Source organism: Methanococcoides mangrovi (genome assembly GCF_052057775.1).
GTDB lineage: Archaea > Halobacteriota > Methanosarcinia > Methanosarcinales > Methanosarcinaceae > Methanococcoides.
Window position 1 is genome coordinate 609,743 of the sequence record NZ_CP195121.1, and the last position, 16,175, is coordinate 625,917.

Annotated in this window: 13 protein-coding genes; 12 read left to right on the plus strand and 1 reads right to left on the minus strand. The window is 46.5% G+C overall.

Features of this window, described 5'->3' with window-relative positions; genetic code table 11:
* Positions 1-230 precede the first annotated feature (230 nt).
* From mutS to ACR3I3_RS03115, 11 genes are all read left to right on the plus strand, one after another.
* Entirely contained in the window at positions 231-2,891 is a 2,661-nt protein-coding gene (mutS, locus tag ACR3I3_RS03065; protein ID WP_440953106.1) for a DNA mismatch repair protein MutS, read from the plus strand.
* Between the two features lies 1 nt (position 2,892).
* On the plus strand, positions 2,893-4,752 hold the full coding sequence (gene mutL, locus ACR3I3_RS03070) for a DNA mismatch repair endonuclease MutL (RefSeq protein WP_440953107.1): 1,860 nt from the start codon (positions 2,893-2,895) through the stop codon (positions 4,750-4,752).
* Between the two features lie 59 nt (positions 4,753-4,811).
* Positions 4,812-5,828 (plus strand): cobalt-precorrin-5B (C(1))-methyltransferase, encoded by a 1,017-nt coding sequence (locus ACR3I3_RS03075; protein ID WP_440953734.1) that lies wholly within the window; start codon positions 4,812-4,814, stop codon positions 5,826-5,828.
* Complete coding sequence (locus tag ACR3I3_RS03080; protein WP_440953108.1) at positions 5,825-6,409, plus strand: cobalt-precorrin-7 (C(5))-methyltransferase; 585 nt, start codon at positions 5,825-5,827, stop codon at positions 6,407-6,409. The genes ACR3I3_RS03075 and ACR3I3_RS03080 overlap by 4 nt, the downstream gene beginning before the upstream one ends.
* Positions 6,410-6,628: 219 nt before the next feature.
* Positions 6,629-7,324, plus strand: coding sequence for an energy-coupling factor ABC transporter permease (locus tag ACR3I3_RS03085; protein WP_440953109.1), 696 nt, complete (start codon positions 6,629-6,631; stop codon positions 7,322-7,324).
* Positions 7,321-7,623: an energy-coupling factor ABC transporter substrate-binding protein gene (locus ACR3I3_RS03090; protein ID WP_440953110.1), complete on the plus strand. Its 303-nt coding sequence runs from the start codon at positions 7,321-7,323 to the stop codon at positions 7,621-7,623. Before ACR3I3_RS03085 ends, ACR3I3_RS03090 begins: the two co-directional genes overlap by 4 nt.
* 118 nt (positions 7,624-7,741) lie before the next feature.
* Positions 7,742-8,524 (plus strand): cobalt ECF transporter T component CbiQ, encoded by a 783-nt coding sequence (gene cbiQ / locus ACR3I3_RS03095; RefSeq protein ID WP_440953111.1) that lies wholly within the window; start codon positions 7,742-7,744, stop codon positions 8,522-8,524.
* 19 nt (positions 8,525-8,543) lie between these two features.
* Positions 8,544-9,866, plus strand: a complete 1,323-nt coding sequence (locus ACR3I3_RS03100) for an energy-coupling factor ABC transporter ATP-binding protein (protein WP_440953112.1) — start codon at positions 8,544-8,546, stop codon at positions 9,864-9,866.
* A 191-nt stretch (positions 9,867-10,057) separates the two neighbouring features.
* Positions 10,058-10,546 carry a CBS domain-containing protein gene (locus ACR3I3_RS03105; RefSeq protein WP_440953113.1) on the plus strand — a complete coding sequence of 163 codons (489 nt, stop codon included), beginning with the start codon at positions 10,058-10,060 and terminating at the stop codon, positions 10,544-10,546.
* Positions 10,546-11,718, plus strand: a complete 1,173-nt coding sequence (locus ACR3I3_RS03110) for a cation:proton antiporter (RefSeq protein ID WP_440953114.1) — start codon at positions 10,546-10,548, stop codon at positions 11,716-11,718. Before ACR3I3_RS03105 ends, ACR3I3_RS03110 begins: the two co-directional genes overlap by 1 nt.
* A 52-nt stretch (positions 11,719-11,770) precedes the next feature.
* Positions 11,771-13,063 carry a PAS domain-containing protein gene (locus ACR3I3_RS03115; protein WP_440953115.1) on the plus strand — a complete coding sequence of 431 codons (1,293 nt, stop codon included), beginning with the start codon at positions 11,771-11,773 and terminating at the stop codon, positions 13,061-13,063.
* Positions 13,064-13,221: 158 nt separating this feature from the next.
* Here the strand turns inward: ACR3I3_RS03115 and ACR3I3_RS03120 are convergent, their stop codons facing one another.
* A complete protein-coding gene (locus ACR3I3_RS03120) occupies positions 13,222-13,395 on the minus strand; it encodes a hypothetical protein (RefSeq protein WP_440953116.1) in 174 nt (57 codons plus the stop codon).
* A 47-nt stretch (positions 13,396-13,442) separates the two neighbouring features.
* Between ACR3I3_RS03120 and ACR3I3_RS03125 the strand changes: the two genes are divergently transcribed.
* On the plus strand, positions 13,443-16,121 hold the full coding sequence (locus tag ACR3I3_RS03125; protein ID WP_440953117.1) for a cation-translocating P-type ATPase: 2,679 nt from the start codon (positions 13,443-13,445) through the stop codon (positions 16,119-16,121).
* Positions 16,122-16,175: the final 54 nt, after the last annotated feature.

Here is a 16,175-nt window from a genome sequence, read left to right on the forward strand (position 1 = left end):
TTATAATATGGGATTGTATGAATTTGTGCGTTTCACACAAAACCACGCATTACAGGAATGCATTATTGTAAATGAATGTTTTGATTTCGTTATCTGGCGGAAAGTTACTTCCGGTTGTGGCAAAAGCATACAAAACATATCAAAATGAATCTGAAAATACATCTGCAATGCAAAAACAAAAATACCAACAAACTGATAAATTCACCAGACCAATTCAGCGTGGAGCAAGCATGAATAAATTAACACCTGCAATGAAACAGTACTATGAGGCCAAGCAGCAGCATAGCGACGCACTCATTTTTTTCAGGATGGGGGATTTCTATGAGTCCTTTGGGGAGGATGCAAAGACCATTGCACAGGAACTTGAAATTACGCTGACCACGCGGGGTAAGGACAAGGACGGTGAAAGGATGCCTTTGGCCGGTATCCCCTATCATGCCATCGACAACTACCTCCCGCGTCTGATCAAAAAGGGCTACAAGGTAGCCATCTGTGAACAGCTTGAGGATCCGAAGCTGGCAAAGGGCGTTGTCAAGCGCGGGGTCGTCAGGGTCGTGACACCGGGAACTGCAATTGACAGTTCGATGTTCACGGATTCATCCAACAATTATCTCATGTCCGTTGCAGGCGGGGACGGGAACTATGGTATCTCGTTCCTGGATGTTTCCACAGGCGAGTTCCTGACCACACAGTTCGCTGATGCACCACCGTACGACAGGATAGCCAGTGAGGCTGCAAGGATGAGGCCCTCGGAATGTATCCTGCCTCCTGAATTGTATTCTGATATTCATATTATTGACAGGCTAAAAGAGCTCAGGATCGTGGTGCACGAGTTCGGGGAAGAGGCATTTGATATCGGCACTTCTGAAAACAGGCTCAAGGAGCACTTCAGGGTATCAACCCTTGAGGGGATGGGCTGCAATGGTCTGCCTTATGCAGTATCGTCTGCAGGAGCTGCACTTGATTATGCGGTGAGCACCCAGATGAGGGAACTCGGACATGTAAGCGAGTTGAAGACATACTCCGATTCCGAGTTCATGGTACTGGATTCCATAACCCTGAGGAACCTCGAGATCGTAAAGAACGTGCGCGGGGAAGGGAATGACACCTCGATACTGAAAGTGCTGGATGAGACCAAAACACCAATGGGGGGCAGGTTGCTCCAGAAATGGCTACTGAAGCCGCTTATCGATGTGGATGCCATCAACCACCGTCTCGATGCAGTTGAGGCGCTGGCAAACGATACCCTGCTCCGGTTCGATATAAGGTCTCACCTTTCCTTTGTAAAGGACATCGAGCGCCTGATCGGAAGGGTAATGTACGGTAATTCCAATGCACGTGACCTTATTGCGCTGAAACGTTCCCTCGAATCCGTCCCTCTGATAACGGAAAGTCTTGAAGGTGGTAACCTCTGCGAGATGCTAAGCAGCATCAGGGACGGCCTTCTGGGATTTGATCAGCTTGATAGCATCGTGGAGCTGATAGACAGCTCCATAGTGGAGGAGCCTCCGGTAAGCGTCAGGGAAGGCGGAATGATAAAAGCAGGATACGACGAGGCTCTGGACGAGCTCAAGGAAATGTCCAAAGGTGGCAAGACATGGATAGCCTCATTCCAGCAGAAAGAGCGTGACAGGACCGGTATCAAGTCGCTCAAGGTCGGTTACAACAAGGTATTCGGATATTACATCGAGGTCACAAAGGCGAACATCTCACAGGTCCCTGATGATTACATACGCAAGCAGACCATGAGGAATGCTGAAAGGTTCTACACTCCGGAACTGAAGGAGTGGGAAAATGTAATCCTCTCTGCAGATGAGAAGATCACGGCTCTGGAGTACGAGATATTCTCCAGTATCACTTCCACCGTTGCTTCACATTCATCAGAGTTACAGACCATTGCGGGCCTGATAGGACAGCTGGACTGTGTTGCAAGTCTTTCAGAGGTCTCGGTTAACAACAATTTCGTCAGGCCCAACATCACATCTGATTGCAAAATACTGATACGCGAGGGCAGGCATCCGGTTGTGGAGAGGTCCGTGCCCGGTGGTTTTGTCCCCAATGATGTGGAAATGGACTGCGTGGAGAACCAGTTCCTGCTGATAACAGGTCCCAACATGGCTGGTAAATCAACCTACATGCGTCAGGTCTCACTGATAGTTATAATGGCCCAGGCGGGTTCGTTCGTTCCCGCTTCCCATGCATCCGTGGGTATCGTGGACAGGGTGTTCACAAGGGTCGGGGCCTTTGATGACCTCGCAAGCGGGCAGAGTACCTTCATGGTGGAGATGGTGGAGCTTGCCAACATCCTGAACAACGCCACCCCGAAAAGCCTTGTCCTGCTGGATGAGATCGGAAGGGGTACCAGCACCTATGACGGTTACAGTATCGCAAAGGCGGTGGTCGAGTACATTCACAACAAAGGGCGTGTGGGCGTACGCTCACTTTTTGCCACGCATTACCACCAGCTTACCAACATTTCATCAGACCTGAAAAGGGTGAAGAACTATCATATCGCAGTGAAGGAGGACGGCGATGACCTCGTGTTCCTGCGCAAGATCGTTCCCGGGGCCACGGACAAGAGCTACGGAATACATGTAGCCCGGCTTGCTGGTGTCCCTCACAAGGTTACCCAGAGGGCAAGGGAGATACTGCAGGATATCGAGGACGAGAGTTCCATAAGCAAGGAGAGCGGCTCAAAGGGCGGCAAAAGGAGAAAATCTGCACAATACACCCAGCTCATGCTTTTCGATCCGGAAGGTTCTGTTCCTGTTGAGAAGGATCCCGTAGTGGCAGAACTTGAAAAACTTGATATCAACAACATGACCCCCATGGATGCACTGAACAAGCTCTATGAGCTCCAGAAGAAGACCGGAAATAAAACGGAGGGATGATATGGCAGAGGGGAATGGTAACAGGATTCGTGTGCTGGATGAGGCTACCATCAACAAGATAGCCGCAGGCGAGGTCGTTGAACGTCCGGCATCGGTTGTGAAAGAGCTTCTGGATAATTCAATTGACGCGCTTGCTACCGAAATTCGAGTGGAAGTAAAGGGGGCCGGAACGGAACTGATCACGGTTACTGATAATGGGAAAGGTATGTCCAGAGAGGATTCAACCCTTGCGTTCACAAAGCATGCTACCAGCAAGATCGAAGATATCTCGGACCTCGAAAGAATACTTACTCTGGGTTTCAGGGGCGAAGCTCTTTCCTCCATTGCAGCGGTTGCAAAGGTCTACCTGACCACCCGTGAAAAGGATAGCATTTCCGGAACGAAGGTGGTGGTCAGCGGCGGTGCCATCGAGAACGTGCTGGAGGTCGGTGCAGCCCCGGGAACCACCATTGCTGTTGAATCACTGTTCTATAATACACCTGCCAGGAAGAAGTACCTGAAGAGCATGCGTACCGAGCTTGCACATATTACTGATGTGGTCACGAGGCACGCTTTTGGTCATCCTGAGATCTCATTTACTCTCATAAGCGACGGCAAGGTGCTGGTGCGCTCACCCACATCAGGCGAGATCTTTGACAGCATCGTCTACCTGTTCGGAAGTGAATCCGCAAAGAAGCTGATACCTGTGGAGTTCGAGTCGGACATAGTGAAGATATCCGGTTATATCTCAAAGCCGGAACTGAGCCGCAGCGGGACCGATCAGCAGTACTTTTTCATAAACGGCCGTGGGATCTCTTCAAAGAGCATCAGCAATGCGGTGAGGCTTGGTTACTATAATCTCATGCCTAAAGGGCGCTTTCCGGTGGCAGTTCTTGATCTGGAACTGGATCTTACCGACGTGGATGTCAATGTGCATCCTGCCAAAAGGTATGTGAGGATGAGCCATGAGCGCGAGGTCTGTGATTCTGTAACTCTTGCCGTGGAAAATGCATTGAGGGTCGAACAGCTTGTACCTGAAGTAAGTCTGTCTGAAAAGAAGCCGGTACAAACTGTTTTTGTGGAAAAGACAGAGGAGATCGCGAAAGAAGCTCCTAAAGAGGTATATGAAGATATTACCGTTGAACCACCTCAGGTAGTTGTCCCTGTTTCTCAGAAAAAGATCTCTCCTCTGGTAAAGGAAGAGGAAGAAACCTATCATTTCACCGCAAGGGACACCGAAAAGCGACTAAAGCATTCTGAAAGGAAGCTGACAAAGACCCCGAAGAAACCCGAAAGGGCACCTACAGGTCTTGACAGGGCAAGGATCGTAGGTCAGGTCAATGAGGTTTACATCATCGTGGAACTTGATGACGGGCTTATCATAGTTGACCAGCACGCTGCGCATGAGCGGGTCATGTACGAGCAGATATGTGATATCAGCAGTTCCGGCTGGCAGGAACTGATCACACCTGTTACGCTTGACCTAACATCAAAGGAAAAGGTTTTGGTTGAGGAGTACATACCATACCTTGAGGAAATGGGTTTTGCCATCTCTGAATTTGGTCCGAACAGCTATGTGGTGACCACTGTTCCTGCACTTCTCGGGAAGATGGAGAGCACCGAACTGGTGCATGATATAATATTAGAGCTGCTTTCCACAGGCAGGGTGAAAAATGATACAGGAATGTTCGATAACCTCTGCAAGACCATGGCATGCCGTGCAGCGATAAAGGCCGGTGCCGGTTGCAGCATGCAGCAGATGGAAAGCCTCCTGAAGCAATTGGACATGGCAGAGAATCCGTACACATGCCCGCATGGCCGTCCGACGATGATATCTTTCACACGGGCAGAGCTTGACAAACTGTTCAAGAGGACGGGATAAGTCAGCACACTGGTCGGTAACTTTTATAACTATAAGCTATTCAATAAATGGCAATGTCAATTATCGATCCTGTTAATAAATCAAAGATCCCGGAAGAGTGGATCAATAGATCAACAATGCCCCGCGATGAGCTTTTAGAAGGCATAGAGAGCGGGATGCTGGTTGTTCTTAGCGATGGTTCAGTGCTAAAGAGAGGCTATACCACAGGAACCACTGCTACTGTTGCAGCCAAAGCAGCAGTCCTGTCACTAAAAAAGGAAGTGGACAGGGTCTCAGTGCCAACACCTGTAGGACTTCGCGCGGTCATGGATGTTAAGGCGAAAGATGGCCATGCTGTTGCTGTTAAACTTAAGAACGACCATGAGTCCGATATCACCCGTGGCCTTGAGTTCGAGGCAAAGGCGGTCGAATCCGACAAGATCAATATAACTGCCGGTGAGGGCATAGGTATCGTTACAAGAGGTGGCTTACAGTCCAAAAAAGGATATCCTGCCATCAACCCGAAACCAATGCAGCAGATAAAGGATGCTGTGGCAGAGGCTGTGGAAGAGATCGGCATCAAGGGCGTTGAAGTGGAGATCTCCCTTCCAAGAGGCGCTGAGATCGCAAAGCAGACACTCAACAGCCGCATAGGTGTCGAAGGCGGCATCTCTATTCTTGGAACGACAGGTTTTGTTGAACCCTGGAACGATCACCTTGGTGAAATGAAGAGCGACCTTATACGTGATGCTTCAAAGGTTGTCCTTACAACAGGCCGTATAGGTATCCGCTACTCTACAATGCTGTTCCCCGATCATACGGTGGTTCTTGCAGGAAGCCGTATCTCAGAGTTCCTTGATTCCACAACCGGTGAGGTTGCCATCTGTGGCCTTCCCGGACTGATCCTGAAATGGGGAGATCCTGATATGCTCAAGGACAGTGGTTATGCGACGGTCTCTGAAATGATCGAGATGGACCCTGAAGGTGAGCGTATCAAACGTGCATTTGCCAAAACCGTAGAGAAAGGCAAAGGTGCACGTATTGTAGTAGTTGACAGGGACGGGACCGTCCTCATGGACAGCGGGGAAGAGAAATGATAATCGCAGGGGTCGGTGTCGGGCCGAACATGTTGACACTGGAAGCCATCGAAGCCATACGCAATGCATCAGTGGTCTATGGTTCGAAGCGCTCCCTTGAGCTTGCGGAACCTTACATTGAATGTGAGGCTAAGATAATAAAGGACTACAAGGCCCTGCGCGAGCTGCCTGATGATGCAGTTGTGCTTTCCACAGGCGATCCAATGTTCTCAGGACTTGGCAAGTTTGCCGGTGAGGGCGACAGGATCATCCCGGGCATTTCCTCAATTCAGGTCGCATGCGCCCGCCTGGGTGTCAGCATGTCCAACATAGCCGCAATAACGGCACACGGGCGTGACCCTGCGCCTGCAAAGAAGGCATTTGTCCAGGAGATCGAACTGGGTAAGGACATTTTCATGCTTCCGGCTGACACTTTTGGAGTTGCAGAGGTTGCTGAAGTGCTAAAGGAAATGGGTGTCGAGGCTAAACTCTATGTCTGTGAGAACTTCGGTTATCCTGAAGAACGCATTGCAGGCGGAACAGTGGATGAACCTCCAGAGGCAGGATCAGTTCTTCATTGTGTTGTAGTTGTAAGGCAATGATTGTTAAGATACAATCTTTTTAACTTTTTATTCTTTCTATTTTTGGTAACAAAACGGAAGCTAACTTATATATTGTTATTCAAAAAGATAATAAGATTAACCTTAAGGTATTTATACAAAGTTTTCATTGTAGGTGTATCTAAATCAAGTAATATTGATTTCAATGTATAATTCATTGAGATATATTAATTATTATAAATTCAGGAATGGAGTAATAAAATGCATATATTCGAGGGATTCTTACCATCACCATGGTGGCAACTGTGGTTTGTATTCTCTATACCAATAATCTTCTTCGGTATGTACAGGCTGAACAAGCTTGTATCTGAAAAGCGCGAACTATTGCCTTTACTGGCAGTAGCAGGAGCATTCGTCTTTGTACTTTCATCTTTGAAAATGCCATCTGTTACGGGCAGTTCTTCACATCCAACAGGAACAGGAATGGCAGCTATTCTTTTCGGCCCTGCAGTTGCCGCGGTCCTGAGTACGATCGTATTGCTTTACCAGGCCATCTTCCTTGCACACGGCGGTCTTACAACACTTGGTGCAAATGTCGCATCAATGGGTATCATCGGTCCTGTTGCAGCATATCTTATCTATAAGGCAGGCATGAAAGCTAACATCAACTTCTACGTGGTCGTATTCCTCGCTGCTACATTCGCAGACTGGATTACCTATGTGGTAACTTCTGTTGAGCTTGCTTTAGCTTTCCCGGCAGAAGTTGGTGGCTTTGCAGCATCACTTAAAGCGTTCTTGCTGGTGTTCGCAACAACACAGGTGCCTCTGGCTATCATGGAAGGTGCCCTGACAGCTCTTATCTTCAAGTATGTGATACAAGTCAAGAGCGATGCTCTTGTAGAGCTTAATGTTATCACAGAGTCAGTCCTTAACAAGATCAGGGGGACTAGCCAGTGAAAGGCGAAATAATTTTTGCAGCAATCGCTATCCTTTTCGTAGCATCATTCTTCTATGGAATGGCAGCAAACCCCGGATCGGAGTTCGGTGGTGCTGATGGTCAGGCAGAAGATGTCATCGCTGAGATCACAGATGGTCAGTACGAAGAATGGACATCAGACTCATGGGTCAATTCCATAAAGTTCGAGCCTCCTGGAGGAGAGACCGAGAGTCTTCTCTTTGCGCTTCAGGCAGCTATTGGTGCAGTTATCCTTGGTTACTTCTTCGGATATTACAAGGGCAAGCAGCAGTCTGAGTAAGATTGTCCGTTTATTGTCCACCTTATAGTGATCCTTATTAAGGATCACTCTTTTTTATGTTGTTGTCTTTAATAACACCCTATTACAATAAAAAACGAATTAACAGCGTGAAAACAACATGACGAACATTCTTGATGACTATGCCCTGGTAAGTCCGTTAAGGTATCGGAACAACTGGCTGAAGCTTGCGATCGTTACTTTTGGCCTATTAATGGGTGTCACTTCTCAGTCATTCGTAACACCTCTGGCTATAGCGCTGTGTATGAGCTTTGCAACGGTTCGTTTTGGGAAAGTTCCTGCTGGATTTTACCTGAAGGTACTTTCCGCTCCTGCATCCTTTGTAATATTGAGCGTTATCATCATAGCATTCTTCTTTGGTTCCGGAGCCGAAATTTTCGGATTTGACGTCTTTAGTTATCGGCTTGGTGTGAACACAGGCGGACTTGAGATGGCATTACTGGTATTTGCAAGGACACTCAGTGGTATGTCATGCCTGTTCTTCCTGGCTCTGACAACTCCTATGGTAGAGCTGTTCTCGGTTCTGAAAGCTACAAGATTGCCTGATTCTTTAATTGAACTATCCATGATGATGTATCGCTACATCTTTGTTTTCCTTGAGGTTGCATGGGGTATCAGGTATGCACAGTCCGTAAGGCTTGGATACAAGGACTGGAGGACCGGTCTCAATTCACTTGCCATGCTGGCAACGACCCTTTTCATAAGGTCATGGGAACAGGGAGAGAAGATCTTCGTTTCCATGAGTGCACGCTGCTATGATGGAAGACTGTTATTCTTTGAGGAAAAGAGGCCCATAAGGGCAAATGAACTGATGCTAACAGGCACCTACTTTATCGCGGTGCTGGCATTGTGGTATATGACCAGGGAATTCTCTATATTCTGAAGGTCTCTGAGGTAAAACGATGATACTGGAAACAAAAGGCTTGAAATATTCCTACCATGATGGGACCCAGGCTGTAAAAGGTGTTGATGTAAAGATCAAAAAAGGCAAGAAGATCGCTTTCGTAGGGAAGAATGGTTCCGGTAAATCAACTCTATTCATGATGCTCAACGGTACCCTAAAGCCTAAAGAGGGAACTGTTTATTTCCACGGAAAACCAATGGAATACGATGCAAGATCCCTGCGTGAGATCCGAAAAAGTGTGGGCATTGTCTTCCAGAACTCGGATGACCAGATATTTGCTCCCACAGTCTATCAGGATGTGGGCTTTGGTCCCACAAACCTTGGTTATACAAAAGAGGAAGTTGAGGAGAAGGTAAATCAAACTCTCGAATATATCGGTATAACCGAATTCAAGGACAAGCCTCCCCACCATTTGAGTGGAGGACAGAAGAAGAGGGTAGCTATTGCAGGTGTCTGTTCAATGGACCCGGAGGTCATGATCCTTGACGAACCGCTGGCTAATCTGGATCCTGTAGGTGCTGATGAGATCCTTGACCTTCTGAACGAATTGAACCACAATGGTACTACACTTATCATCTCAACACATGATGTGGAACTTGCCTATAGCTGGGCAGATTATGTTTATTTCATGACAGAAGGAAACATCATAGGTGAAGGCAAACCTGAAGATGTTTTTAAGGATGCTGACCTTCTCAGGAAAGCATATCTCAGACAGCCACGCACACTGGAGATATACAGTGAACTTGAGAGACGGAACCTTGCTATCCGTAACAGGTTCCCTACAAGTGTTCCTGAACTGGTAAATTCCTTCAAGCCACCTGAACTGATGTGGATCGAAGTATCACCTGACGTAAAGGAAGGTGACATCATCAATCTTGGTGTTATGCATGGTGAATATGCCATCAACAGCCCATATGAGGCGGTCAATGCAAAGGTCCTCCATATCCATCCGGAAGGGCATGCAATTGCGGAGATGACAAGGCATGGTATCAAGTCCGGTGGAATTGTGATCTATGATACTGATCTGTATGATGCGGAAACTTTCCGCAAGGTCATCGCTGAAGAGGATATCGACAGTATAGGCGCAATGGGTAAGAAAAGCAAGACACTTGCCGAGAACAACCATATTGATCTCAAGATAACCTCAGGTGTTATCGACAAATCTATACTGATGGCACTTTGTGGGAAGAGGTGCCTGATACTGACCTCCGGTGGAATGGTGGAACATGCTGTAAAGCGTATCGATGAATATGCTGAAAACAGTGGAATTGCCATTCAACTGTCTCTCGCAAATGCTGAAAGGGATGAACTGGACCTTTAAGGCCTTTTAGATTCCCTCTTTTGCTTTTTACTTCCTTCTCATTTTCCTTTTTTCACTTTCTTTGTTCAGTTTTGTTCTGTTGTAGCAATATGCATGATTCTATTGGTAACAACCAGTATTTGTAGAATGAAAGGAATAATTTGTATGGGTTATTCCTTTGAAACTGTAAACTGGATGGGGAGGTTAGAACTGTGGCAGATAAAGGAGATGAAGATTCTACACAATGTGGCCGCTCTTTTTCTGAGAGCTGTAACGAGAAGCTGATAAGGCAGGTTATGACAAAGGATCTTGTGACCATCCATGAGGATGACCCTTTAGATAAGGTCCTGGAGACCTTCAGTAAACATCATTTTAATACATATCCTGTTGTGAACGATGATCATGAACTTGTGGGCATAATTAACCAGGATATAATTCTCCGTATACTTCTTGTGCAGAGGACCCCGAGACTTGAACACACGCATCATGCTGCAGTGGTATCACAGGGAGAGGCTGCAAAGGACATTATGATCCCTCATCCGGTATCTATGTCTTCAGATGAACCCCTTTGTGAAGCAGCCGATATGATGCTCAAGCATAAAATGGACCGTGTCTGTGTTATTGAGGACGGGAAGCTTGTAGGTATCATATGCAAGCCTGATATCCTTAATGAGATATACAAGCTAAGAGGGTCTCTATAATGGAAGTTCTCTTCTATATACTGCTGATCCTTCTTCTGGCAAAGGTCTTTGGTGAACTATTTGAAAGAGCAGGTTTTCCTTCTATTCTTGGTGAGTTGCTTGCAGGTATTGTTCTTGGAATATTCCTGATCCATCAGGTAACAGAGGTCATTACATTCCTTGCTGAGATGGGGGCTATTTTTCTTTTGTTCACGGCAGGATACAAGGAAGTGCACCTGCGAGATCTGAGATCATCATCCAAAAAAGCAGCAATTGCAAGTTTTTCTCAGGTATTTGTTGCCTTTTTTGCCGGATTCATTCTTGGATTGTATTTCCAGTTCAGCACTCTTGCAAGTATCTTCATGGGAGTTGCATTCAGTCCTACAAGTATCGGTGTTGTTGTGAGAACATTGATAGACATGGATTACCTGTCAAGCAAACCTGGTTCAATGATGCTGACCTCAGCTATCTTTGACGATATTATCGGCATATTCCTTCTGTCTGTTGTAGTTACCATGGCAACATACGAGCATTTTCCATCAACTTTGCAAATATTGTCTATTTTGTTGAAGATAGTTGCTTTTGTGGCAATAATGATCGTTTTTAGATTATGGTTCTTCCCGGGACTCTTTGGCTATGTTCATAAGATGCATGTAAAGGAGTCTATCTTTGCATTTGTTATAATGGTGGCTCTTTTTTCTGCATACTTAGCAGAACTCTTCGGACTACATGCTGTGATCGGGGCATTTATAGGAGGTGTCATGATCTCGGATATCTCCCATGCGAAGATCGAAGATGTTCAAAGTAAGGTAACAGGTGTTGCATATGGTATTTTCGTACCGGTCTTTTTCGCTTACATAGGTCTTTCCGTAAATGTTGTCACTTTACAGACGGTTGGAATGTTCTCTTTAGCTGTCGTTTTTCTGGCCCTTGCAGGTAAGTTGATCGGGGGATTTGCAGGAGGCCGCCTTATAGGGTTTGACAATTATGACAGCCTTATATTCGGTTTAGGTGTGATGCCAAGGGCAGGAGTGGAGCTGGTGCTGATATCCATTGGAAAGGAACTGGGCATCATAGGTGATGACGTATTTTCAGCAATTGTCCTTATGGTTGCAGTCTCTATTTTTGTATCGCCTGTACTTTTGAAAATGGTCATACAGTCTAAAGAGAGAATGAAATCGATCAATACTTAAACTCACTAAACAAATAATAAATTAAGAACTGTTAGTTCAATGGGGAAAAAACATGGGATCCGATATAGGTAACAATAACACCAGTGGTTCTAAAAGTGCATTGGGTAAGGTGCTGGACAGGAAAGAGACACTTGAAAAGATAATTGATAACAGTCCTGTCATTGCTTTTCTCTGGAAGGCGGAAGATGTTCCGGAAGAAAAATGGCCGGTAGAGTATGTTTCAGCTAACGTGAGCCTTCTGGGTTACACAGTAGAGGAGTTTGTATCCGGTCGTCTTCTTTATGGTGACATAGTACATCCTGATGACCTTAAGATGGTGGAAGATACTCTCAGGCAGCGCTGCAGGGAGGGAGGAGATTTCTTTGATCAGGAATACAGGATAATCCTGAAGTCCGGCGATGTTCGCTGGGTCGATGAGAGGACCTATATACAGCGTGATGATTCAGGCAATGTAACTCACTATCAAGGTACTATCTTCGATATAACTGAGCAGAAGTACAACGACATTGCTTTTGAGGAAGCGCTGAGGAGGCAGAGGTCGCTTGAAGACATCATAAACAATAGCTCAACCATGGTGTTCCTGTGGAGGGCGGAAGATTTCTGGCCTGCGGATTATGCTTCCGAGAACGTCTCGAATCTGGGATATTCAGCAGAGGATTTCGTCCTCGGGCGTATTGTTTATGGTGACCTCATCCATCCTGATGATTACCAGATGGTAAAGGATACCCTCGCGGAGAAATGTGATGATGGCAGTGACAACTATACGCAGGAATATCGTGTGGTAACAAAGGACGGAAAATTGTTGTGGGTGAGCGAGAAGACCTTCATTCTCAGGGACATCAATGGAAACCCGACCCACTTTCAGGGAATCGTTCAGGATATAACAAAACAGAAAGAAAGCGAGATCGCCCTCAAGGATTCGCTTGAAAAGCAGGCTGAACTGCTGGAAAGGAAACAGGCTCTGGAAACCATTGTGAATCACAGTCCTGTGATAGCTTTCCTCTGGAAGGCAGGTCCGGAGGACGAAAAGGAACTCTGGCCCGTTGAATTCGTTTCAGATAACATAACACAGTTCGGATACACAGTTGATGAATTCATGTCAGGGGATCTCATGTATGGTAATATCGTACACCCTGAGGACCTCCCCGAGGTACAGATGGAACTTTCAGACATCTGCAATGAGGGAGGAAAGGTCTTTGTTAAGGAGTACAGGATAAGGACGAAGTCCGGGGAAGAGAGATGGGTGGAGGAACAGACCTTCGTGCAGCGCAACGATGAAGGTGTTGTGACCAATTACCAGGGAATCATCCAGGATATAACGGAACGAAAGGAAAAGGGTTGTTAACTCTATTTTCCGGTGCCAATTTAGTGTCAGAGGATCTCAGAGATCGAAAATGGAAATGATACGTTAAGAAGGGTGAGCCAAGTCAGAAATTGAATTCCTACCTGAAACCGAACTCAATATCTGTTCAGGGATGAATATTCTTGTTGGTTCTACTTTGATCATTCTGTTATCAGGTTTCTCAGGCTATCTGCTGGAAATAGATATTTTTCAGCCATTAACCGGAAGAACTGATTTATCCCTGTCTCCTCCATTCCAGAGGATGCTTCTTCCAAATGCAATCCTCTGATATTGAAAATTTCAATATTAAGGGATCGATCCGGGTCTTCTGGCAAATTAAGAAATAGTATCGTTAACATATTTCTTTTGAGTGGGTGTCCTGATGGATTATGAAAATGCTGATATTGATTCTGTTCTTGCGGAACTGAAAAGTTCAAAGCGGGGCCTTTCTGAAGAGGAGGCGGCAAAAAGGCTGCTTGAATACGGCTTTAATGAGCTTGAAGAAAAAGCGAAAGTAACCCCTCTAAAGGTCCTGATGAGGCAGTTCACCAATTTCATTGTTTGGGTGCTTCTGGCAGCGGCTATCATCTCATTGACAATAGATGAGGTCGTGAATTTCTGGGTCATCGTGGCCATAATAGCTTTTGTCATAGTCCTTGGTTTTGTCCAGGAGTTCAAGGCCGAGAAGGCCATGGAGGCCCTCAAGAGAATGGTCCAGCCGGTGACCCATGTTGTCAGGGATGGGGTAGTGATCGAGATCCCCACAAGGAATGTCGTTGTAGGGGATGTTATGGTGCTGGAAACCGGTGATAAGATCGCAGCTGATGCTTATGTTTTTGAGGTGCAGGGCCTGAAGGTGGATGAGTCTGCCATCACCGGGGAGAGCATGTCCGTGGAAAAGGTTACAGGTGACATGATATTTTCAGGAACACAGATAGTCCATGGTAAATGCAGGGCGGTTGTGAAGGCTGTTGGAATGCAGAGCCGGCTGGGAAAGATCGCAGGAATGATTCAGGAAAGCGAGGTCAGAACACCTCTTCAGCAAAAGATAGCCGACCTTGCTAAAAGCCTTGCCATCATTGCTCTTGTTGCATCAGGTCTCACTTTCATGCTTGGATACTTTACCGGTGCACCTGTTGAAGAGATGCTGATCATAGCCCTTGCACTGGCAGTGGCAGCGGTTCCGGAAGGTTTGCCCCTGACAATGACCATCACACTTGCATATGGTATGCACAGAATGGCAAAGCACAATGCGATCGTCAGGAAGATGCTGGGAGTTGAGACCCTTGGTTCCACAACGGTGATCTGTACCGATAAGACCGGAACCCTGACTAAGAACGAAATGACCGTTCAGAAGATATATTCCGGGGATGAGTTCTTTGATCTTACGGGTGTGGGATATGATCCTGAAGGTTCCCTTCTGCAGAATGATAAAGAAGTGGATGTTGAGAAGAACCACACTCTTGGAATGTTGTTAAAGGCAGCAGCAGCATGCAATAATTCTTCCATGGTCAGGAGAGGGGACAAATGGGACGTTGTCGGTGATCCCACTGAACTTGCACTTATAGTTGCAGCTTCCAAAGCCGACATCTGGAAAGATGATCTCGATGCTGAGTATGAAAAGCTACATGAGATCATCTTCACCTCCGAGAGGAAACTGATGACCACCATTCACAGGACAGATGAAGGAAGGATCGCTTTCTGTAAAGGTGCACCGGAATTCGTTCTTGATAAGTGTGTTTCCATTGAAAGGGACGATGGGGTCCGTGAACTGAAAGATGATGATGTCGCCAGGATATTAAAGCAAAACACCGAGCTTGCCCGTGCTGCATATCGTGTGCTCGGGATCTCATACAGGGATCTTCCTGAAGGTCTTCCTGTGGAAGAGTCCGAGAAAGATCTGACATTCCTTGGTCTGGTTGCCATGATCGATCCTGAAAGGAAGGAAGCAAAGGATGCGATAGCCCTTTGCAAACAGGCAGGTATCAGGGTTGTGATGATAACCGGGGATAATGAGGAAACTGCAAAGGCTATCGGAAAGACCATTGGACTGTCTGCTGATTACAATGGTCCTGTGGATGGGCTGGATGGGAAGCTCAAGAACACCATCGATGATGGTGCTGTAACAGGAAGTGAGCTTCTCTCCCTTGATGATGAGGAATTTAATTCCGTTGTTGAGGGTGTCAGTATATATGCAAGGGTGATGCCTGAGCAAAAGCTCAGGATCGTGCAGGCATTGCAGAACCGTGGTCATGTGGTTGCAATGACCGGGGACGGTGTCAACGATGCACCTGCACTGAAGAAGGCAGATATCGGTATCTCAATGGGCATCAAAGGTACGGATGTTGCAAAGGAGTCCAGTCTGATGGTGCTGCAGGACGATAATTTCGAGACCATCGTGGAAGCAGTGAAACGTGGTCGTGCTATCTATGAGAACATCGAGAAGTTCACAACATACCTGGTCTCAAGGAACTTTACCGAGGTTATCCTCATATTGCTGGGAATAACGCTCCTGGGATTTGACCTGATACCACTTCTGGCATTGCAGATATTGTTCATCAACATGTTCGATGAGATAATGCCTGCGATAGCATTGGGTCTTGACCCTGTAAGGGATGAAGTGATGTATGAAAGACCACGCAAGCCGGGGGAGAGGATACTCAAAAAGAGAAACCTTTTGCTGGTTGTCAGCATAGCCCTGATAATGGGTCTGGTTTGTTTCATGGTGTTCATGTTCTCTGATCCGATGGGTAACATCGAAATGGCACGTACCATGACATTTGCTACTATCGTTAGTATGATACTGTTCATCCCGTTCGTGTTCAGGTCACTGACAAGATCAGCTTTGAGTATTGGTATTTTCAGCAACAAGCTCATGCTTGTGGGTGTTGCCAGCACATTCCTGCTGACGCTTACAGTTATGTATGTCCCGTATCTTGCGAACATCTTCGAACTCGTAGCTCTCGGGCCTGCTGAATGGGCAGTTCCTGTTTCGGCAGCCTTTGCAACACTTTTCATTGCTGAAGCGATAAAGAAAATAGTAGCAAGCAGTGGTATCTGAATCAGGTCAGTTGGGTCAGAGTAAGTCTAATATATAGATGCGATCGATATTGAA